The 22,182-nt window shown below is 74.9% G+C and carries 12 protein-coding genes; 3 read left to right on the top strand and 9 right to left on the bottom strand.

Annotated features, from left to right (window positions below; all coding sequences use genetic code 11):
* Positions 1 to 89 precede the first annotated feature (89 nt).
* Positions 90 to 653, bottom strand: a complete 564-nt coding sequence (locus tag AB0J71_RS02315) for a dihydrofolate reductase family protein (RefSeq protein ID WP_364412134.1) — start codon at positions 651 to 653, stop codon at positions 90 to 92.
* A 77-nt stretch (positions 654 to 730) separates the two neighbouring features.
* Positions 731 to 2,131, bottom strand: a complete 1,401-nt coding sequence (locus tag AB0J71_RS02310) for an APC family permease (RefSeq protein ID WP_352323758.1) — start codon at positions 2,129 to 2,131, stop codon at positions 731 to 733.
* A gap of 286 nt (positions 2,132 to 2,417) precedes the next feature.
* On the opposite strand from AB0J71_RS02310, the gene AB0J71_RS02305 reads away from it, so the two are divergent.
* Entirely contained in the window at positions 2,418 to 3,047 is a 630-nt protein-coding gene (locus AB0J71_RS02305) for a hypothetical protein (RefSeq protein WP_352323759.1), read from the top strand.
* 3 nt (positions 3,048 to 3,050) lie between these two features.
* Here AB0J71_RS02305 and kstD read toward each other — a convergent pair whose 3' ends face one another.
* From kstD to AB0J71_RS02270, 7 genes are all read right to left on the bottom strand, one after another.
* Positions 3,051 to 4,808 (bottom strand): 3-oxosteroid 1-dehydrogenase, encoded by a 1,758-nt coding sequence (kstD, locus tag AB0J71_RS02300; RefSeq protein ID WP_364412131.1) that lies wholly within the window; start codon positions 4,806 to 4,808, stop codon positions 3,051 to 3,053.
* A gap of 74 nt (positions 4,809 to 4,882) precedes the next feature.
* Positions 4,883 to 5,773 carry a YihY/virulence factor BrkB family protein gene (locus tag AB0J71_RS02295; RefSeq protein WP_364390878.1) on the bottom strand — a complete coding sequence of 297 codons (891 nt, stop codon included), beginning with the start codon at positions 5,771 to 5,773 and terminating at the stop codon, positions 4,883 to 4,885.
* 167 nt (positions 5,774 to 5,940) lie between these two features.
* Positions 5,941 to 9,990, bottom strand: coding sequence for a S8 family serine peptidase (locus tag AB0J71_RS02290; protein WP_364412128.1), 4,050 nt, complete (start codon positions 9,988 to 9,990; stop codon positions 5,941 to 5,943).
* Between the two features lie 136 nt (positions 9,991 to 10,126).
* Entirely contained in the window at positions 10,127 to 10,249 is a 123-nt protein-coding gene (locus tag AB0J71_RS02285) for a hypothetical protein (RefSeq protein WP_352326856.1), read from the bottom strand.
* Between the two features lie 73 nt (positions 10,250 to 10,322).
* Positions 10,323 to 13,163, bottom strand: coding sequence for an AAA family ATPase (locus AB0J71_RS02280; RefSeq protein ID WP_364412125.1), 2,841 nt, complete (start codon positions 13,161 to 13,163; stop codon positions 10,323 to 10,325).
* A 79-nt stretch (positions 13,164 to 13,242) separates the two neighbouring features.
* Complete coding sequence (locus tag AB0J71_RS02275; protein ID WP_352326854.1) at positions 13,243 to 14,454, bottom strand: cytochrome P450; 1,212 nt, start codon at positions 14,452 to 14,454, stop codon at positions 13,243 to 13,245.
* A 33-nt stretch (positions 14,455 to 14,487) separates the two neighbouring features.
* Positions 14,488 to 16,083, bottom strand: a complete 1,596-nt coding sequence (locus AB0J71_RS02270; protein ID WP_364412122.1) for an FAD-dependent oxidoreductase — start codon at positions 16,081 to 16,083, stop codon at positions 14,488 to 14,490.
* A 314-nt stretch (positions 16,084 to 16,397) separates the two neighbouring features.
* Between AB0J71_RS02270 and AB0J71_RS02265 the strand changes: the two genes are divergently transcribed.
* Positions 16,398 to 17,297 (top strand): DUF4132 domain-containing protein, encoded by a 900-nt coding sequence (locus AB0J71_RS02265; protein WP_364390873.1) that lies wholly within the window; start codon positions 16,398 to 16,400, stop codon positions 17,295 to 17,297.
* Positions 17,294 to 22,153, top strand: a complete 4,860-nt coding sequence (locus tag AB0J71_RS02260) for a DNA-binding protein (protein ID WP_364412119.1) — start codon at positions 17,294 to 17,296, stop codon at positions 22,151 to 22,153. Before AB0J71_RS02265 ends, AB0J71_RS02260 begins: the two co-directional genes overlap by 4 nt.
* Positions 22,154 to 22,182 lie beyond the last annotated feature (29 nt).

Raw genomic sequence — 22,182 nt, 5'->3', positions numbered from 1 at the left:
AAAGCGAAGTGCCCGGGAGGCCATTCCCGGGCACGTGCTCTCTTTCGCCTTCCGCGGTTCACGGCCCGCCACGGTGAAGGGCGGACGGCTCAGGACCGTTCCGGCTCGTAGTGCAGGCCCACCACACCGCAGTCGAACGCGCGCGCGCCGACCAGGCGCAGCCGGTGGTAACCCTCGCCCGCCGGGAACAGCGGCAGCCCGGCCCCGATCGCGACCGGGTTGACGAACAGGTGCAGCTCGTCGATCAGCCCCCGCGAGATCAGCTGCCTGCCGATCGAGGCGCCGCCGGCCACCATCACGTCGCCGCCGGGCTTCGCCTTCAGCTCGCCGACGGTCTCGGCCGGGTCGCCGCCCGCCACGACGGCGTTCTTCCAGGGCGACTCGGTGAGGCTGCGGGAGATGACGACCTTCGGAGTGTTGATCATCTTGTCGATGCCCTCCTCGGTCTCGCCCGCCGGCCGCGACTCCCAGGCCGGGATGAAGCCCTCGGCCAGCTTGCGGCCCAGCACGATCGTGTCGACCGGCTCCCAGATCGCCGCGACGTGCGCGTTGATGTCGTCGGTCCAGGGGAACGTGACCCAGTCCATCTCGCCGCCGGGTCTGCCCACGAAGCCGTCCGTGGTGATCTGGAGCTGCAGCTTGACCTTGCGCATGTGAGATGTCCTTTCCGGTTCCGCTCTGTGTGGTTCCCAGCGTGCCGGAGCATGCTTACGGTCCGCTTCCGCCGGGCTTAAGGTCGCCGGGCCGCCCTGCGCCTGGCCGACGACCAGGACGCCGCCCAGAGGACCACGCCGATCACCAGCAGGATCCCGGCGATCTCGTACTGGCCCGCCGGACGCCCGGAGGACCACGGCAGCACCAGGTAGAGGCAGGTTACCGTGCCCACGACGGGCAGCACGCGGCCCGCGTTGAAGTGCTCGGCGCCGGTGACGTCCCGGCGCAGGACGAGGACCGCCACGTTGACCGCCGCGAAGACGGCCAGCAGCAGCAGCGAGGTCGTGCCGCCCAGCAGCGCCACCACCGGGCTGTCGGGGACCAGCGAGACGAACGTGATGAGGCCGACGGCGATCACCGTGGTGAACAGGATCGCCGCGTGCGGCGTGCGCCGGGTGGCGTGGACCGCCGACAGGAACGGCGGCAGCACGCCCTGCTTGCTCATGCCGTACAGCAGCCGGCTGGCCATCAGCATGTTGATCAGCGCCGAGTTCGCGACGGCGAACATCGAGATGAACGGCAGCAGCGAGGCGATCGGCACGCCCGGGGCCGCCGTCTGGACCACCGTGACCAGCGGCGTCTCGCTGGCGGCGAGCTGCCCGACCGGGACGACGGCGACCGCGCAGATCGACACGAGGACGTAGATCACCCCGGTGATGCCGATGCCCGCGAACATCATGCGCGGGAAGATCCGAGTCGGGTTCTTGGTCTCCTCGGCCATGTTGACGGAGTCCTCGAAGCCGACCATGGCGAAGAAGGCCAGCGACGTCGCGGCGCTGACGGCCAGGAACACGCCCTTGTCGGCGGGCGTCTCGAAGGCGACGACGCGGGAGAAGTCGGCGTGGCCGCCGGAGATGAAGTACCCGCTGAGCACGATGACCATCAGCAGCCCCGACAGCTCGACCGCGGTGAGCACGACGTTGAGCTTGACGCTCTCGCCGACGCCGCGCAGGTTGACGGCCAGGATCAGCAGCATGAACGCCACGGCGATCAGCAGGATGACGCCGTTGCCCGCGTCGAGGCCGAACCCGGTGGCGAGGTTGGCGGCGAAGGCCCGCGAGGCCGCCGACGCCGACGTGATGCCCGAGCACATCACCGCGAAGCACACCAGGAACGTCAGCGCGTGCTTGCCGAACGCCTTGTGCACGTAGAGGGCGGCGCCCGCGGCCTCCGGATACTTGGTGACCAGCTCCAGGTAGGAGCAGGCGGTGATCAGCGCGACGACGAAGGCGATCGTGAAGGGCAGCCAGGCCGCGCCGCCCACCTCGCCGGCGACCTGGCCGGTCAGGGCGTAGATGCCGGTGCCGAGGATGTCGCCGACGATGAACAGCAGCAACAGGCCGGGGCCCATCACGCGCTTCAGGCTGGGCTGGCCGCTGCCGGCCTCGGGCGGGCTGGGGGGACTGATCTGAGCCATGGGGGTGGTCCTTCTCGTCCGTGAGGATGACGGCTACGTCATGTGCGCGGGCGACGGCGAGCCCCGGCCGGTCGCCGCGCGCCGCCGCGACCACGTGATCTCGACCGTCATCCTGACACTGTACGATCCCCGCTTGTCATCCGTGAACAGCTCGTCACGCTGAGCAGCCGCCCCGGTGCGCGGCCGGCGCGACGGCCGTCCGCCCGCTGCGCCGCCGGTGTGCGGGGGTAAGGGTTGCAAGTCGGGAGCAATCCCTGCGCAAGGGATGGGTCCTAACGTCGGGGGCGTGTCCAGACGACTGCTTCTCGGCGGCGCCGCCCTCGCGGCGACCGCCACGCTGACGCTCGGCCTCCCGGCCGCTCCCGCGCTCGCCGCCGCGCCCGCGCCCGGCAAGGTGGCGGGCAAGCTGTTCCGCGCGTGGCTGGCCGGCGACCGCGCCGCCGCGGCCGGGGTCGCCACCCCCGCCGCGGTGCGCACGATCTTCGGCTACGCCTACCGCGCGCCCGACCGGTTCGACGGCTGCTCGCGCGGCGTGTGCCGGTACGTGCACACCAGCGTGCGCGTGCCCGGCGGCCTCAACGGCATCGCGATGACCGTGACCGGCTCCAAGGTCACCAAGGTCTACCTGTCCCGGCACGTCGTGCGGCCGTCCGACGCGGCCGGGCGCCTGTTCGCCGCCTGGCGGCGCGGCGACCGGTACGCCGCCCTGGAGGTCGGCGCCGAGGGCGCGGTGCGGACGCTGTTCCGGGTCACATACGACCCGCGCGGCGTCACCCACCACTTCCAGGGCTGCGCCAAGGAGCCGAAGGGCTACGCGTGCGCCTGGTCCTACGAGGGCGGCGCGATGTTCATGCACGTCCGCGGCTCCGCGGCGAGGGGCTACGACGTCCGGTCGATCAGCTACACGGCCGACTGACGGTCAGCCGCCGGCCAGGTCGTTCGCGGCCACGTAGCCGAAGGTCATGGCCGGTCCGATGGTCGAGCCCGAGCCCGCGTAGCTGTGGCCCATGACGGCGCCGCTGGCATTCCCGGCGGCGTACAGGCCGGGGATCACCGAGCCGTCGGCGCGCAGGACGCGCGCGCGGGCGTCGGTGCGCAGGCCGCCCTTGGTGCCCAGGTCGCCAGGGACGATCTTGAAGGCGTAGAACGGCGGCAGCCAGAGCGGCGCCAGGCACGGGTTCGGCCGGACGTACGGGTCGGCGTAGTAGTGGTCGTAGGCGCTGTCGCCGCGGTGGAAGTCGGCGTCCCGCCCGGCCAGGGCGAACCCGTTGAAGCGGGTGACCGTGGCGCGCAGGGCGGCCTCCGGCACCCCGATCCTGCGGGCGAGCTGCTCGATCGTCGGGGCCCTGAACACGGCGCCGCTGTCGTACCAGGAGTCGGGGAAGGGCAGCAGCGGCGCGATGTCCTTGAACAGGTACTTGTTGCGGTACTGCTGGTCGATGATCAGCCAGGCGGGGATGTGCGGGTCGGACGGGGTGTTGCGGTCGTACATGACGTGCACGACGTCGCTGTAGGGCGCGGCCTCGTTGACGAAGCGCCGGCCGGCGCCGTTGACGATCACGCAGCCCGGCAGGGTCCGCTCGGCCAGGCAGAAGTACGGCTCGCCGGGCAGCGGGATCACCGGCCCCCACCAGGCGTCGTCCATCAGGTCCAGCGCGCCGCCGGCCTGCTCGCCGGCCTCGATGCCGTCGCCGGTGTTCTCCTTGGCGCCGACCGTCCAGCTCGTCCCGATGGGCTGGCGCTGGAACTCGGCCCGCATCGCCGCGCTGTGCTCGAACCCGCCCGATGCGACGATCACCCCGCGCCTGGCCCTGACCACCCCGGCCGGGGTGACGACGCCGGCCGCCCGGCCGCTCTCGACGTGCAGGCCGAGCAGCGGGGTGTTCAGCCACACCGGCACCCCGGCGGCCAGCAGCCCGGCGCGCAGCCCGGCGGCCAGCGCCTGTCCCATGGTCAGCGGCTTCTCGCCGCGCAGCGCCGCCTGCGTGCCCCGCAGCAGGCACGCCGCCGACACCTCCGCGCCCTTCGGGTTGACCAGGGCGAGCGTCAGCCACTTGTAGTCGGCGCTGAAGACGACCATGCCCGCCGGGGTCGCCATGTACGGCGGGTTCAGCCGGGCCAGCTCCGGGCCGAGGAGGTTGCCGTCGAACTGGTCGGGCTCGATGGACCGGCCGTTCGGCATCCCGCCCGGGAACTCCGGGTAGTAGTCGGAGTACCCCTCCATGAACCGGAAGCGCAGCGGGCTGTTGCGCGTCACGAACGAGATCATCTGCGGTCCCGCGTCCAGGAACGCCTGCTGCCGCGCGGCCGGGACGGTGTCGCCCACCACCCGTGCCAGGTACGCCGCCGCCTTGGCGGGCGTGTCCGGCACCCCGGCGGCCAGGATCACCTCGTTGCACGGGATCCAGATGCCCGCCCCCGACCGCGCCGCCGACCCGCCGAACGTCGGCGCCTTCTCCAGCACGACGGTGCTCAGGCCGCGCTTGGCGGCGGTGAGGGCGGCGGTCATCCCGGCGGCCCCGGAGCCGACCACCACCACGTCGTAGTCGGCCTCGGCGTAGGCCGGGTCCTGGCCGAGCGCCGCGCCGGTGACCAGGATCCCGCCCGCAATGAGCAGGGTACGGCGGCTGCGGCCGCGGGGGGTGAGGTCGTCGGAGGCCGGTGAGGCTGGTCGCATCGGTGATCCCTTCGACAGGGGAGAGCCGGTCGGCCCCCTCGCCGAAACGAGCATGCGCTTGGTTGGTTACCCTGTCAACGGGCCCGCCGCACGGCCAGATCCTTGACGTGGCCCGACGTGCCGGTCGCCGTCAGGGCGGTGGCGAACAGGATGAGCTGGTTGAGCACCTTCAGGAACAGCAGCATGCCCGCCGCGCCCGCCACCACCCGGTAGGCGGGATTGGCCGCGGTGAGGTTGACGTAGACCTGGCCGATCGTCTTGAGGATCTCCAGCCCGGCGGTGATCACCAGCGCCGGGCCGATCACGCGGCGCAGCGGCACCCGCAGCCGGGGCGGCGCGGTCAGCAGCGCCATCGCCAGCAGCGTGTTCACGCCCAGGCCGAGCACGATCCCGGCCGCGGTGAGCACCCACTGGGCCGGAAGGGCCTCGACGCCCACGGTGAGCACGGCCAGCCAGGTCAGCAGCCGCTCGGCGGCGAAGGCGACGGCCAGCGACAGGGCGAGCAGCATCCCGAGCCCGGCCATCACGCCCAGGTCGATGAGCTGGCGCAGGAAGAACCGCCCCGGATACTCCTCCAGCCCCCACATCGCCCGGGTGGCCGAGCGCAGGGTGTCCATCCAGAACAGCCCGGTCATCGGCAGCGCGACGAAGGCCACCGCGCCGGCCGTGCCCCCGGCCTCCCGTAACGCCTGGACGTCGAGGCGCGGGAAGTTCTCGCTCAGGTAGTGCTGGACCGTGGCGAGGACCGTCGGGTCGTCCATGACGTGGCCGAGGATGCCGAACGCCAGCAGGGCCAGGGCGAAGGTGGCGAAGAAGGAGTAGTAGGTCAGGGCCGCCGACAACCGGCCGCCGTCGGCCTTGTCGTAGCGCAGCACGGCGCGGGACAGGTGGTCGAGCCAGCCGTGCCGGTCGCGGGCCCGCCGCCAGGCCGCCGCCGGGCCCTTGTCCCGTCCGGTGGCGTTCATGGCGCGGGGTTCCCTTCGCTTTCCGTCCCGGTGGCCGTACGCCGCCGGGTGCTCACCGTACCGCCATGAGCACACCGGCAGGGGAACGGCCCGCGCACCGCCGTACGTACTGCCGGGAAGCGGGGAGGAGACCGCGGCCGCCCACCCGGCGGCCGCGGTCGCCGGGGTCAGCGGAGGTTGAAGGCGCGCAGGGTGGTCTGCCTGAGGCGGTTGCCCGCCGCGTCCCACGCCTCCACCTTCAGGCTCACCGCGCCCTTGGTGGCGCGGTAGGCCGGGTACTTCGCGCCGGCGGTGTAGACACCGTCCCGGCCCCGCCGGAGGTCGGCGGGCTGCCAGGTGGCGCCGTCGTCGGTGCTGGTCCACAGCCGCACGCCCGCGATCGCCGGCATCCTCGCCGCCGACGGCCCGTGGTAGGCCTCCAGCTCGAACGTGTGCCTGCGCCCGGCCGCGACGGTGTTGCCGGCCGACAGGGTGTCACCGAGGTCGTAGCTGACGTAGACCGCGGGGGTGGTGCGGCACTGCTCGACCAGCCCGTCGACGAACCAGGCGTAGCAGTTGGCGCCCGGCCTGAGCTGCTCCTTGGACGGCGGCGCGGTGAACGTCCACTCGATGTCCGACAGGGCGTTCCTGGCCGTCAGCCGGTAGGCGCCCGGCTCCTTGGGCAGCGGGTAGCGCGGCAGCGTGTCGAAGCCCGGCAGCGGGGCGTTCGGCAGCTCCTTGCCGTCGCGGTACAGGTGCAGCTCGTACTGGGGGATCAGGTCGCCGAACGCGACGCCGTCGTCACGCCGGTCCCCGACCCCGTTGACCATGGACGGCGTCACCCACAGGTTGCCGTCGTGCACGCAGATCGCGCACGGCACGCCGATCACGAGCTGCTTGAGCGGGGGCGCGTCCGCGGGGCCGCCGAGCGCGTACAGCTTGTCGGAGGCCGTCGAGGCGCCCGGCGTGCTCGGCGTGGCGAACCACTTCTGGACGGTGGTGCCGGGCCGGTCGAACACCTCGTGCCGGTAGCGGGTCTCCTGGACCTCCTCGCCGGGCGCGGACGCGACCAGCGCGGACAGGCCCGCCTCGCTCACGAGCTCGGGGTCGAGCGGCCAGACCCACTGCGTCCTGCGCTCGGGCAGCGGGACCGGCCACTGCAGGATGTTGGTGTTGGTCGTCGTGTAGGAGATGTCGTCGGTCCGCCACGAGGCCCGCCAGTTCATGTACTTCGTGTACGGCCCGGCGTGCACGTCGAGGTCGACCTGGTGGAGCCGGCGCTCGGTCACCTCGTACCGCATCGAGGCGGGGACGCGCCCGTCCACGGACGGCCGGAACACGTACGAGTACGGCGTGTTCGGCGTGCCCTCGACCCGGACGGTCACCGCGCCCCGGCCGGCCTCCCCGCGGATCTTGCGGCCCTCGGCGTTGGAGACGTAGGCGACGGGGATGCCGACCGGCTGGAACGGGCCGCTGAACGGCTTCTGCGAGATGGGCAGCGGGATCGGGCACAGGGACGCCTTCTCGTTGAAGGCCAGGACGCCCGCGGCGCCCGCGTCCCTGATCGGGCCCACCCGCTCGATCTGCAGGCCGCACGCCACCCCGAAGATGCCCTCGGCGGGCTCGGCGTCGATCAGCACGAGCGCGCCGCGCAGGTCCTTGCCCACAAGGTCCTCGGGACGGCCCTTGCCGGCGTCGACCACCCGCAGGTCCTTGGTGCCCTCGAACGGGACGTACCCCGGGTGGATCTCGCCGGAGTCGATCGTGTGGACCCGGGAGACCGGGTGCAGGGTCGTGCGCCTCGGCGTGCGCATGGTCATGGTGACCTCGGGAACGCCCAGCTCCCACTGGCCGGCGAAGCGGAAGCCGCCCTTGGTGACCTTCTTCGTCGGCAGCGCCCACACCTTCTCCCAGCCGCCGAGCGGGCGGCCGGACAGCAGCGTGCCGCCGAAGACCTTGCCGTTGGGCAGGGAGCGCTGGAAGAAGACGTCGTAGGTGTTGTTCAGCGGCTGCGCGGTCTTCGGCGCGCCGAAGCTGACCTCGGTGGCCTTGCGGGCGTCAAGGGTGATCTCCGTGTCGCCGGTGACGGTCAGCTCGGGCTCGAACAGCCAGGCCCGGTTGGCGCGGTCGTCGGCGTCCACCCAGTCGAGCACCTGCAGCAGGCTGACGGTGCCGGCCGGGACCCGGCTCACCACCAGGCCCACGTCGTCGATGCGGTTGGGGCCGAGCTCGCCCTTGTTGCCGTCGACGTCCAGGACGCTCATGGCCGACGGGGTGCGCGGCTTGCCGTCCCGGCCGACGGTGTGGATGGTCAGGTCGTACTTGGGGACGTCCCGCACCGCGCCGAGCGGCGTGGTCAGCCGGACGCCGTCCGCCTCGGCCGTCACGGCCCCGCTGTAGGTGCCGACGGGCAGCTCGGCCGGGTCCAGGGTGACGGTGGTGGCGGCGGTGCCGCCGGCGGGGACGGTCAGCGTCGCGTCGGCGAGGACCGGCTTCGCGGCGCCCATCGCCGCCTTCAGCGTGAGCGTGACGGGCCGGTCGCCGAGGTTGCGGTAGGAGATCTCGCCGGTCTTCGCCGCGCTGCCGGTCTCCAGCAGACCGAAGTCCACGCCGCCGCTGGTCGCGAACACCTGCTGCCGGGTCGCGCGGTCCAGGTCCACCCGGCCGGCGCCCTGCTCGTAGACGGTGAAGCCGTCGTCCGTGGAGGTGGACATCAGGGCGGCCTTGAGCTGCTGGGCCGTCCAGTCCGGGTGCCGCTGCGCCATGATCGCGACCGCGCCGGCCACGTGCGGCGTGGCCATGGAGGTGCCGGAGGCGCCGGTGTAGTGGTCGTCCGCCGGGGAGCCCATGGCGGTGCCGGCCGCCCGCGCGGCCACGATGTCCACGCCGGGCGCGGCGATGTCCGGCTTGAGCCCGCCGCCGGGACGCGGCCCGCGGCTGGAGAACGCGGCGAGCTTGTCGCTCTTGTCCACGGCGGCCACGGTCAGCGCGGCGTCGGCCGCGCCGGGCATGCTGATCGTCTCGGCCTCGTACAGGTTGCCCGCGGCGACCACGAACAGCGTGCCGGTCTCGGCGGTCAGGTCGTTCACGGCCTGGCTGAGCGGGTCGGTGCCGTCGCTGGGCGGGCCGCCGAGGCTCATGCTGACGGCCTTGGCGCCGCTGCGCGCGGCCCACTCCATGCCCTCGATGATCCACGACTCCTGGCCGGAGCCGGTGTTGTCGAGCACCTTGCCGACGACGAGCTGCGCGCCCGGGGCCACGCCCTTGAACCTGCCGCCCGAGGCCGCGCCGGTGCCGGCGATGGTCGAGGCGACGTGGGTGCCGTGCCCGTGCCCGTCCTGGACGGGCTGGTCGGGGACGAACGACTTGCTGTCGGCGATCCGGCCGGCCAGGTCGGGGTGGCCGGTGTCGGCGCCGGTGTCCAGGACGGCGATCTTCACGCCGGTCCCGTCCTGGCCGCGTTCCCACGCCTTGGGGGCGCCGATCTGCGGGACGCTGACGTCCAGGTCGGCCTTGACCTTGGCGTCCAGCCACAGCTTGGCGATGCCGCCGCGCAGCGTGCCGGGCGGCTTGGCCAGGCCCTCGCCGGCGGGCCGCCCGCCGCGCACCGCCTCCCAGAACGCGCCCGCCTCGGCCTTGGTGACGTCGAGGGCGGAGGCGTGGATGCTCTCCAGCGTCCGGGTGGGCTCGCTGGCCGGGACGGCGGCGGCCGAGCGCCTGACCGCGGCCTCGGCCTGGTCGCCGGGGTACTGCACGATGACCGGCAGCCGCTTGGCCACCTCGTCGGAGTAGCCGTTCTCGGCCAGGTACTTGACGTCGAACAGCCGCCTGTCCACCAGCCCGGCCTGGACGGCGGAGACCGCGTCGTCCGGCAGCACGAAGACGCCGTCCGGGGTGAACTGGGTGAACAGGTTGATGCGGCGGCCGTCCTGGCGGGTGGCGGGGGCCGGCTCGACGCGGTAGCGGCCGGCGGCGTTCCGGGTGAGCTGGACCTTGTCACCCGTGATCAGCGTGACGACGACCTTCTGGGCGCGCACCCCGGACAGGGTGACGTCCTTGGCGGCCTGCGCGGGCGCTGCGGGCGCGGTGGGGGCGGCCGGGGTGGCGGGGGCGCCGGGGGCGGGGGTGTCCGGTGTCGCGGCGGTCGCCGGTCCGGCGGTCAGCACGCCGGCGAGCGCGGTGACCGCGGTCAGCAGGACGCCTGTCCGGCGCGCCAGCGGGGGGCGGGGCAGTGCCATGGTGGCCTTTCTGGCGGGGGAGGGGTTCGGACGGCGGCGGGCTCATGGCCCGGCAGGAGGAACCGTCCGTAAGGGGTGCGGACGGGGTCATGGCCGTCCGGGAGAGGCCAGACGGGTGCGAAGCCGTCAGGAAGGGTCAGACGGGTTCGAAGCCGTCCGGCGGGCGGGGGGGCTCCGGGGTCTCCTCGTGCGGGGAGGGGACGTCGGGGGCCGGGTCGTCCGGGTCCGGCCGGTCGGGGTCGTGGATGGTGTCGGACATGCCGAAAGTGTCGTGGCAGACGTAGGGGGTGGGGTATGGGGTGCCCTATGGGGAAAAATCCCCATTTTGGGGGTCAGTCGCTGGGGAGGAGGTGGCGGGCCAGTTCCGTCCGCGACCGCGCCCCCACCTTGCGCATGGCCGCGCTGACGTGCTTGTCCACCGTCTTCGGCGACAGGAACAGCTCCCTGGCGATCTCCTGGTTGGTCAGCCCCTCGGCCGCCAGCCGGGCCACCTGCTCCTGCCGGGCCGACAGGGCGTGGTCGTTCCCCGCCTGCGCGGGCGCGCTCTGCGCCGCCGGGCGGACGCCCCACCTGCGGCCCAGCCCGGTCGCGCGGTCGAGGTCCCAGCGCGCCCCGAGGCCGGCGTACACCGCGACGGCCCGCCCGAGCCGGACGGCGGCCTCGGGATCGTCGAGGGCGAACAGGCAGGCGGCGGCCTGCTCGCTCGCCTGCGCGGCCTCGTACCGCGCCGGGACCGTCTCGTAGGCGTCGGCGGCGGCCGTGAACTCGGCCGCGGCCCGCGCCCACTGCTCGCCGGCGGCCGCCAGCAGGCCGCGGGCCTGCGCGAGCGCGGGCCCGGCCAGCGGCGCGTCGCGCCCGGCCAGCCGGGCGGCGTGCCGCGCGACGACGTCGGCGGCCTCCCCGGGACGGCCCGCCACGAGCAGCGCCTCGGTCAGCGCGGGCAGCGCGCGGACCGCCACCGGCCACAACTCGCTCGCCTCCCAGTGGCGGCCCGCCTCGACGGCCGCCTCGATCGCCGCCGCCGGCTCGCCCCGCGCCGCGCTCAGCCGCAGCGACATCGCCAGCGGCAGCACCAGGTCGTCGTACTGCCCCCGGGTACGGGCCTCCGCCGCGGCGTCGAGCAACGACGGCAGCGCGGCCTCCTGGCGGCCCTGCACCACGGCCAGGCAGGCGGTCACGATGTCGACGAGGATGCGCTCGTGCGGCTCGTCGCCGAACTGGTCGCGCAGCTCCTGGAGCCTGGCCGGCAGGCCCTGCCAGGAGCCCTCGAAGTAGTCGGCCGCGGCCAGGTTCACCAGGCAGCGCAGTTCCAGCCGCTCGCGCAGGTCGGGCTCGGCGCCCTCCTCGACCGCCGCGGTCAGCAGGCGGCGGCCCCGCCGGTGGTGCCCGCTGAACAGGGCCGCGCCCCCGATGGAGCGGTAGGCGTTGACCTCGCGGCGCAGCAGCGGCCGTCCGCCGGTCTCCCGCAGCAGGTCGTCGGCGAGCACGGCCCAGCGCGGGTCGCCCATCACCACGAAGATCATCGCGATCTTGCCGAGCACCAGCATCCGCATGGCCGGGTCGGCGACCGCGGGCAGGGTCGCGAGAGCCCGCTCCAGCCACTGCCTGCTCTCCTCCGGCGGCAGGCCGCTGGGCGGGCGGCCGACCCCCGCCATGGCCCACGCCGCCAGGCCCGGCTCGCCGGCCAGGTCGTCGGCGGCCCGCGCGAACGCCTCGCCGATGCGGGCGCCGTCGGTGCGGGTGCGTTCCAGGTGCAGCGCGAGCAGCAGGCGCAGGTGGCCGCGCACCGGGGGCGGCACGTCCTGCTCCAGCGCGCCGGTGACCAGGTCGGCGACCGGCGGCGGGCGCAGCAGCTCCAGCGCGGCCCAGCCCAGCTTCACCGTCAGCTCGGCCCGCCGGGCGGCGGGCAGGTCGGCGCCGCGCAGGACGTCCTCCAGCAGGCGGGCGGCCTCCGCGTCGTCGCCCAGCCGGGACGCCTGCTCGGCCGCCTCGATCGCGGCCGCCACCCACTGCCCGGCCCGGCCGGCCTGGCGCAGATGGTGGGCCAGCCGGCCCAGCGGCACCGGGCGCAGCTGCCGTACGGTGTCGGCGGCGGCGGCGTGCAGGGCCTGCCGGCGGCCGAGCGGGATCGCCTCGTAGACCGCCTGCGCCGCCAGCACGTGGCGGAACCCGACCAGGCCGCCGGTGTCGGCGAACAGCCCGGAGCCGAGCACCTCGTCGATCGCCCCGACGTCGGGCCCCGACAGCAGGGCGACGGGCACCGGGAGCTGCAGCACGGCGGCCCGCTCGGCCGCCTCCTTGGCGCCGGGGGAGAGCCGGGCCACCCGTTCCTGCACCGAGGCGCGCACGCCGCTCGGCACGTCCAGCTCCTCCAGCGCTCGCCGCGCCCAGCCGCCCTCCCACCGGATCAGCGTGCCGCGGTCGCGCAGCAGCGCCAGCAGCTCCTGCACGGCCAGCGGCAGGCCGGACGCCCGCCCGCACAGGTGCTCGGCGAACTCGGCCGTCACCTCCTCGGCCCCGAGGATCGCCGAGGCCATCACCCGGGTCTGGGCGGCGTCGAGCGGCGGCAGCACCAGGTGCTCGGCCGTGATCGTGTCGGGGGCGCGGGCCGTGATCGCCCGCACCGCTCCGGACGCCTCCTCGCTGCGGTACGTCAGCACCACCCGCAACGCGCCGGGCAGCACCGGCAGCACGGACATCAGGTACGTCAGGAACTCGACCGTCTGCCCGTCGGCCCAGTGCAGGTCCTCCACCGCCAGGACGGCGGGGCCGAGCGCGGTCAGCACCTCGGCGAGCCCGCGGAAGACGCGGTGGCGCTCGGCCGCCCGGTCGTCGAGCGGCGGCGGCGTCTCCGGCAGCACCCCGGCCAGCTCGGGTAGCAGCTCGCGCAGCGCCCCGGCGACCGGCGACAGCGCCGCGCCGTCCAGCTCGGCCGCCCGTCCGCGTAACGCCTCGACGACGGGACCCAGCGGGAACGGCTCCCTGATCTGCACGCAGGCCCCGCTCAGCACCCGCAGGCCCGCCACCGCGGGACCGCCGAGCAGCTCGGCCGTCAGCCTGGACTTGCCGATGCCGGCCTCGCCCTCGACGACGGCCACGGCGGGCGCCCCGGCGACCAGCGCGACGAGCCGGGCGAGCTCCTTCTCCCGCCCAACCAGAACAGGAGACACCACCCGCCCAGCACGCACCCGCTCATTCAACTGCACACGAAGTCACAGATCAACGTCACGGACCCGGCGGAACGCGGCCGGGTCAGGCGGGGGCGATGCCGTCGTAGTCGATCAGGAGGTGGCGGGGGCCGCGCAGCACCGGGCTGGGGCGGTACGGCGGCGGGTCGGCGACCAGCCGCGGATTCCGCACCCGGCGCACCAGCTCGCCCAGCACGACCTGCGCCTCCAGCCGGGCCAGCGGCGCGCCGAAGCAGTAGTGGACGCCGCCCCCGAACCCCAGGTGCTCGTTCGGCCGGCGGCACGGGTCGAACCGGTCGGGCTCGCGCACGTGGGCCGGGTCGCGGCTGCCCGCCGCCAGCGCCAGCACGACGGGCGAGCCCGCCGGGATGGTCACGCCGCCGACGACCACGTCGTCGAGGGTGACCCGGGAGGAGACGAGCTGCACGGGCGGCTCGAAGCGCAGCAGCTCCTCGACCGTGGTGATGACGAGGTCGGGGTCGGCGCGCAGGCGTTCCAGCAGCATGGGGTCGCGCAGCACGGTGAGCATGCCGTTGGCGATGAGGTTGATCGTGGTCTCGTGCCCGGCGATGAGCAGCAGCAGGGACGTGGCGACGACCTCCTCCGGCGTCATGCGGCCGTCCGGGCCCTCGTAGGTGACGAACCCGGACAACATGTCGTCGCCCGGCTCCTGCCGCCGCGCCTCGGCCAGCCCGGCGAGGTAGCGTTCCAGGTTCTGCGACACCGCCTGGCGCTCGCGGGCCCGCTCGGCGCGGTTCTCCTCGCCCGGCCCGAGCGTCTCGACGATCTGGTCGGCCCAGGCGTGGAACTGCTGCTCGTCCTCGGCCGGCACGCCGAGCAGCCGGCAGATGACGGCGATCGGCAGCGGGTAGGCGACCTCGTCCACGACGTCGGCCCGGTTCTTGCCGGCCAGGGCGTCGATCAGCTCGGTGGTGGTGGCCAGCATCATCGGGCGCAGGCCGTCCACCACGCCCGGCGAGTGCGGCGGGCCGAAGTGGCGCATGGTCAGGCGGCGCAGCCGGTCGTGCTCGGGCGGGTCGAGCCTGATGAAGGCGGGCGCGTGCTCCGGCTCCTCCGGCGCGTCGGCCAGGTTGCGCCGGTCGGAGCTGACCCGCGGGTCGTGCAGCAGCTCGACGATCTCCCGGTACGTGCTGACGACGTACGAGCCGTCCGCCAGCCGCGTCACCGGGTTGCGGCGCAGCTCCCCGAGGAACGGGTAGGGGTCGGCGCGGCCGGCCGGGTCGAGGATGCGCTGCATGGCGGCGTCCGAGGTCATCTCCTGCACTCCTGTCCTTGGGTTCCTGCCGGGTCAGCTCTGCGGCGCGTGCAGCAGCGAGGCGCGCCGCTCGGCCGGGTCGTGCCCGGTCACCACGACCGTCGCCCCCTCGGCCGCGACCAGCCGCTCGGGCACCCGGGCCGGTACGGGCCGCGCCTCCCCCCGCATGTCCACGTGCCGGAAGGCGGGCGGGAAGGGCGTGGCCCGCTCGATCAGCCGCTGGTAGAACTCCAGCCACATGCCCTGGTCGAAGGTGACCGCGGCGGTGATCCGGCCCTTGTAGCCGTAGACGGCGACGAAGCGGCGCTCGTCCGTCGAGCCCTGGGTGACGACGAGCTCGTCGGCGAAGGTGGGCACGCCCACCGACTTGATGTTGACCCCGAACTGGCTGGACCAGAACACCGGCACCGACAGGTGCGGCCAGCGGTGGGTCTGGTCGCTGACCATGTTGTGGGCCGCGATCTCGGCCTGGGTGACGGCGTTCCCCCAGTGCTCCAGCGTCATGAACTGGTACTGGTACAGCGGGTGCGGGAAGCGGGCGATGTCGCCGGCGACGAAGACGTCGTCGGTCACCAGGCCGTTGGTGTCCACGGCGCGGCAGCCGGCGTCGCAGGCCACGCCCCACACGCCGGCGGCCAGCCCCGAGTCGAGCAGCCACTCGACGTTGCGCACCGAGCCGAGCGCGACGACGGCGACCTCGGCCTCGATGGTGCTGCCGTCCGACAGATGGGCGGCGCGCAGCCGCCCCTGCCCGTCGCCCTCCAGCGAGGTGACCGTGGTGCCGCATCGCAGGTCCACGCCGTGCTCGCGGTGGAGCTGCGCGGCGACGTCGCCGATCACGCCGCCGAGGGCGTTGACGAGCGGGGCCGGGCCGCGTTCGACGACCGTCACGGGCAGGTCCAGCTCGCGGCAGACCGAGGCGATCTCGCTGCCGGTGAACCCGGCGCCCAGGATGAGCACCCGGTTGGGGCGGGCGGCCAGCGCCTCCCGCAGGCCGGCGGCGTCCCGTATCGAGCGCAGCGTGTGGACGCCCGCCAGCCGGGCCTCGTCCTCGTGCGGCCAGGGCCGGGCGCGGGTGCCGGTGGCCAGCAGCACCCGGTCGAAGCCCACCTCGCGGCCGTCGGCCAGCAGGACGCGCTTGCCGGCCACGTCCAGGCCGGTCGCCCGGGTGCCCCACAACCATTCGGCCTCGACCTCGCGCAGGTGGGGCAGCATGACGTGGTCGGGGGCCACCTGCCCCATGAGCACCTGCTTGGACAGCGGCGGCCGGTCGTACGGCTCGGCGGGTTCGTCGCCGATCACCGTCAGCGACCCGGTGAAGCCCTCCCGCCTGAGCACGCCGGCGGCCCGCGCCCCGGCCAGGGACGCGCCGACGATGACGATGCGGCCGTCGGTCATCCCGCGCGCCGGCGGGCCGGGCGGCTCGGGCGTGAGCCGGGTGGCCGTCCAGTCGAGGTGGATGGCCTGGACGGGGCAGGCCGCCGCCGCGCGCAGCACGTGCTCGCGCCGCTCGTCGGCGGGGTCGAGGTCGTACAGCAGGGACTCCTCGCGCATGGTGAAGACGTCGGGCGCGAGGAAGGCACACTGGCCGTACCCCTGGCAACGCGTCAGATCGACGACGACTTTCACCGGCCATCCCCCCGTCGAGCGAGCCGCGCGCCCGCTCCCCGGTCGGCGCCCCGGCCCGGAGTGGCCTACCCCCGCCGCCCGCGCCCGTAGCCTGCGCGCGGCGATCCTGCCCTGCTCTTTAGGCGGTGCGGACGGTCCTTAGGCGGTAGGCACGCAAATCACCGCATCCCCGATCCCCGGGGAGACCCGGCGCCGTAACCGGGCCGTCGGGCAGTCGGTAGGCATTTGTCAGTGATCGCCGATAACGTTCCGCGCAACGTGGCGGCGGGAGATCCGCGCCACGACACATTCCCATGGCCTGACGGCATGGCCGCATGCCATGGCGGCACGAGGAGAGGCGGCGGCAATTGGGTTGGCTGGCGGCGGGCGACGCGTACGAGGTCGCCCTGATAGAGGGCCGGGTCACGGCCAGGGCCACGTCCGGCCGCTCGGCCGGGCGGCAGCTGAAGACGCTGCCGAAGGCGGTGCGCGAGCACCCCGAGGCGGACCGGCTGCGCCGCTTCGCCGAATGGCTCGACCGGCACGCCGCGTCCTGCGTGGCGCACGTGGACGCCTGGATGGTGTCCTCGCTGCCCGTCCCGACCGAGCTGATCGCCCGGGTGTGGCCGGACGAGGCGTGGCAGACGGCGCTGCGTGACGTGGCGGTCGTCGGCGACGACCCCGACGAGGTGGGCTTCCTGCGCGACGCGACCGCCTCCGGCGAGCTGCGCATGGTCAACCTCGACGGCGAGACCGTCAGGCTGGCCCCGCGCACGGTGACGCTGCCGCACCCGGTGCTCCTGCCCGACCTCGACGACCTGCGCGAGTTCGCCGCCGAGCTGGGCATCACGCAGAAGGTCGAGCAGATCCACCGGGCCATCTGGCGCAAGCCCGCCGACCAGGGCGAAGGGGTGCGCCAGGTGAAGGACTTCGCGGGCGGCACGTACGCCTCCAGGTTCGGCGTGGCGGCCCGCGCCACCCAGCTCGGCTACCGCGTCTCCGGCGGCTTCGCCACCTGCCAGGTGCGCGACGCCGGCCGGCTCACCGAGGCCGCCGTCTGGATCGGCGAGCCCTACTGGGACAGCGAGACGTCCACGGGCGATCTCACCTGGCGCGACCAGGACGGCAGGACGCTCACGCTGCGCGAGGTCGGCCCGGTCGCCTGGTCGGAAGGCATGAGGATGGCCGCCGCGCTGCACGCCGGCCGCCAGGTCGAAGAGGGGAAGGGCGCATGACCGGCATCTCGCGGAACGCCGAGGCACAGGAACTGCTCGACGCCGGCGCGGTGCTGCCGCCCGGCACCGAGGGCGCGGGGGAGCGGGCCGTGCCGCTGGTCGCCCGCGCCTACCGGCACCCCGGCCTCGACGACCGGGTGATCGTCCGCCTGGTCACCGAGGAGCTGAGCGCCGCCGAGGACGCGGTGGGCGGCTTCCTCGGACTGGTCCCCGAGGGCGAGGCCGCGGTGGTCGGCCTGGGCCTGCGGCGCTCGCTCGGCTTCCCCGAATGGGTGCTGGTCCACCACCCGCAGGACGGGCACCACGCCCTGGCCGTCGTGCCGGAGCTGGAGCGCGTCGCCCGGCAGGCCAGGACCAAGCCCAAGATGGCGCTCGACGCCTACCAGCGCCTGGCCGGGCAGCTCGCCGCGGCCGTCCCGCACTTCCTGCCGACCTTCTACGAGCAGGCCGCCCGCGTGTTCGCCGCGGCCGACAACGCCCAGTACGCCGGGCAGCTGTTCTCCGCCGCCCGCCGGGCCGAGGCCCAGCACGGCCTCGCCGTGGACGACGACCGGCTCGACGCGGTGTTCCTGGAGTTCGCGCTGGCCGGGGCGCTGCCGGTCAAGGCGCTGTCCGGGTACGCCAAGGAGCTGACCGCCCGCCTGCCTGCCGAGGAGGCGCTGAACAGGTACGCGCGGCTGTGCGTGCGCAGGACCGCCGGCGGCCTCGCCCCCTCCGCGCAGATGGCCGCCGACATCCGCAGGCTCGCCAGAGCCGCCGGCGTGGACGCCGCGGCGGCCGAGCAGGACTACCTGGCCGAGGTGCTGGCGCTGCCGGCCGCCATGCAGGCCCCGACCGGCTGGTGGAAGTCCCACGCCCCGGCCGTCGCGGCGCTGGCCAGGCAGCGGCCCGAGCTGCGGGGCACGCTGCTGAACGTCATCCCCGACAGCCGCGACCGGGAGCTGCCGGGCATCTGGCTCGACATCCTGCAGAGCGCGGGCGCGACCGCCGGCCTGCACACCGACGTGCCCGAGCCGGAACGCTCGGCCGACGGCGCCGCCGGCTGGCTGCGCAGGTTCCTCGCCGCGCGGCAGCGGGCCTGGGGCGTCGCGCCGCACCTGCCCGCGCTGCACGCCCTGATCGAGCGCATGGCCGACCGGCTGCGCGCCGAGCTGACCGCGACCGGCGAGACGATCGCGGTCGACGACGACGCCGACCTGATCGACCTGCTGCTCGCCCTCGGCATCCCCCTGGCCGGCCCCGGCCCCGGCGCCCGGCTCCGGCTGACGCACTGGGCGGAGCAGGACGACCGGCGCGACCTGCTCGCCCTGGCCGCCGACGGCCGCTTCCACACCGCCTTCCGGCACGGCGCCGACTACCTCGACGCCGACGACGTCGGCCGGGCCACCGTCCGCTCCCTGGCCGCCTCGCCGGGCGGGCGTCCGCTGCTGACCGAGTGGGTACGCCTGGTCGCCCGCCGTTCGGCCGCCGCCGGCCTGCCCAACCTGCCCGACGCCCTGCGCCGCCTGTCCTGGCTGCCCGGCGAGGCCCTGGCCCTGGCCGAGGACGAGGTGCGCCAGGCGGTGAGCGACGCCGACGTGGCCGGGGTGCTGGCCCGCTCCCTGCGCTCCGGCGTCATCGACGAGCTGGGCTGGCCCGCCTTCGAGCAGGCCGCCACCGAGCTCGTGCCGGAGAAGGACATCGACGACCTCGTCGTCTGCGACGCCTGGCCCCATCTGGTCGTCGCGGGCACCGCGCAGGCCCGGGTGCTCTCGGCCGACGGCGTCCTGCTCACCCACGACCTGCGCGTCCCCAGGGACGACACCTGGAGCGATCCCGGCTTCCACTACGTGGACGGCGAGCTGCTCGTCTACTGGGACTCCCGCGACCGCGCCAACGGCCTGCGCGGCTACTGGCACACCTCCGCCGACCGGGTGCGCGACCTGGACGGGACAGACCGGAGCCGGGGCACGCGGCTGGACTACTACCAGGGCGACGACCCGGTCAGCCTGGCCGTCCCCGGTGGCGGCCGCACCACCGGGTACGGCGTGCTGCACGCCGGTGACACGGCCGTCCCCGACGAGCGGCACCTGCTCACCGACGGCACGTCGTTCTGGACGTGGATCTGGTCGGGGTCGGAGCACGACAGCGGCTGGTACGAGTTCGACCCCGCCGGCGGCGGCGTCGGCAGGAAGTCGCTGCCCGGCTTCCTCGCCGGCACCCCGGACGTCCGCCCCGGCGAGGGCTGGCTGCTGCCCGCGCCCTCCGACGAGCCCACCCCGGTCGGCGCCCCCGTGGCCGGCCTGTACGGCCTGCGCGTGGCCGAGCTGCCCGACGGCTCCCACCGCGCCGAGGACCTGTCCGGCATCTCGGTGACGCTGCCGCCGGGCGCCGGAGTGCCGGTGCGGGTGCTGACGTTCCCCGGCACGGATCGGGCCTGCGCCGTCGTGCGCGGCAGCTACCGGATCAGCCTCGTGGACGCCGACGGCGTCGTCCTGGCCGAGTACCGGACCGACGCCAAGCCGGGCGCCTTCGGCGCGGGCACGCCCATCCTGCCGCCCGAGCGCTACTGGTACTGCCTGCGCCCCCGCGACCTCCAAGGCTCGGCGGCGCTGCGCCGCGCGGACCGCGAGACCGCCGCGGCCCTGCTCGAAGCGGCCGCGTCCCAGGGCGCCGACCTGGCGGCGGCCGTCCGGGCGCTGCTGCCGGGCATCACCCACGAGGCGCTGGTCAAGGGCGTGGCCGGGATCGTCGGCTTCGCCGCCACCCAGCAGGACGCGGTGCGCACCGTCGTGGCCAACCTCAACCGCGCGCTGGCCGGCGACCCGGCCGCCGAGCGGGGGCCGTCCGGGCCTGCCGACCAGCTGCTGGACGAGGCGCTCAACGGCATCGGCGACGGCCGCGGCTACCACCGCCACAACGCCGACGCCGCCGTCCAGCAGATCCGCGCGGTGGGCCGGGCCGTCACCGCCGGGCAGGACCGCCCGCAGGTGGCCAACCACCTCCGCCTGCCCGGACTGCCCGCCTCCGGCCTGCGGTGGGAGCGCCTGCTCGACCACTGCGCCGCCGTGGCGTACCGGTGCGCGGCGCCGACCACCCCGGCCGAGCACCGGGACGCGCTGGGCGTGCTGCTGGACGAGCTGCGCGACGGCGGCCTGCCGGTCGCGGCCGGCTCGTCCCGCTGGCGCCGCATGACGGTGACGCTCAGGCGCGAGCACCTGGTGGGCGCGGACGGCGCCCCGGCGGACGGCTCGCTCTCGGGCGTGCTGCCGCTGGGCGGCGGCGCGTTCGTCGCCTTCCTCGACCTGCGGGAGACCGACGTCGACGGCCTCGAATGGACGGCGCTGTGCCACGATCCCGCCGGGGCGTTCGAGGTGCCCGCGCCCTACACCGTCCGCGACACCTCGCCCGTCGGCGGGGACCGGGAGGCGAGTTGGCTCGCGGCGTTCCTCGCCGAGCTGGCCGCGCGCGGCCCGGCCCCCTGGCACGACGCCGCCGCCGAGGAGTTCGCCCGGCTCACCGGGGTCTCCCGGACCGCAGCGCGGCTGGTCGTGGCCGGGTTCCCGCAGGTGGACACCTACGAGCGGACCTTCCTCGACAAGGAGGCCCGCGCGACGATCGGCGTGAAGGTGGCCGAGGCCGCCGTCGCCAAGGACGAGCTGCGCGCCCTCGGCGCCGGCGTGCGGCGGGCCGTCACGGCGGCCCTGCTGCCCGCCGACCCGGCCCGCCTGTGGACCGACGGCCCTGACGCGGCCGCCGCCGCGCGGGTGTGGAACGAGCGCGTCGGGCGGCGGCTCGCCCTGCCCGAATGGCTGCTCGGCGAGGCCGCCCGCGCGCTGCGCACCGTCGGGGACGACCCGGCGCACGCCCTGCGCGCGGTGCTCGACCCGGCCGCCGCTCCCGAGCTGAGCGTGGACCTGGAGTGGGAGGTGCGCGGCGACCGCGTCCACCCCGTCGGCCAGGGCACCGGGTTCGGCGGGCGGTCGCTGGTCACGGCCGTCGCCACGGCCGCGTGGCTGGCCCACCGGCTGCCGGCCGGGGATCCGCTGCGCGCCGCGCTGCCCGCCGCCCTGTCGGCGGTCCGCGACCGGCTCGCCCACCCCGGGCTGCTGATCGACCTCGACGAGTACGTCGGCCTGCCCGCGTTCAAGAAGGTCGCGGGCACGCCGACCGAGCTCGGCGACGGCTACGAGCGGTACGGCGCGGTCGTCATGGCCACCTACGACAGCCAGCCCTCGCCCGCGCTCCGCCCCCACCTGCTCGACCCGGCCGGCGACGACCCCTACCTGCGGGCCCTGATCGGGCTCAACGGCTCGTTCCCCGCCGTGTCCGCGCTGCGCACCGTCCTCGACCCGCGCTTCGCGGCGCTGCTTGCCGACCCCGGCGACCCCGTCCAGGGCGCCCGGGACGCCGACGGCACCTGGTGGCCGCAGGACCCGACCCGCTCGGTGCCCGACCTGGTGGTGGACGTCGCCAAGGCGCACGGCCTCGGCGAGGACGCCGCCGCCGTCTACCTGATGCTGCTGGCCATGCCCGACCCCACCGACCGCAACACCGCCCGGTGGACCGGCTGGAAGCCGGCCAGGCTCAAGGCCGCGCGGGCCGAGCTGGCCCGCACCGACCTGGTCGTCCAGGCCGTGCGCGCCCGTGCCGGACGCTCGTTGTTCCTGACCGGCGGCTGGTCGGAGGAGCGCACGCCGCGGCTCCCGCTGGAGCAGTGGAAGCTCCCGATGTTCAGCCCGGACGCGGGCCTCGGCGGCCTCATCGTGCCCGGCGAACCCGCGGCCGACCTGTACGCCAGGGCCTGGCGGCGCGTCCAGGACGGCGACGTGCCCCGGTTCGGGCAGCTCGACGTCAAGCGCGGCCGCCGCCGCTGACCCCTGTCATCACCACACGAAGGACACGA

The sequence above is a fragment of the Nonomuraea sp. NPDC049637 genome (genome assembly GCF_040675235.1).
Classification (GTDB): domain Bacteria; phylum Actinomycetota; class Actinomycetes; order Streptosporangiales; family Streptosporangiaceae; genus Nonomuraea.
The sequence above is the reverse complement of the archived record's forward strand: the minus strand, read 5'-3'. Positions and strand labels throughout refer to the sequence as shown.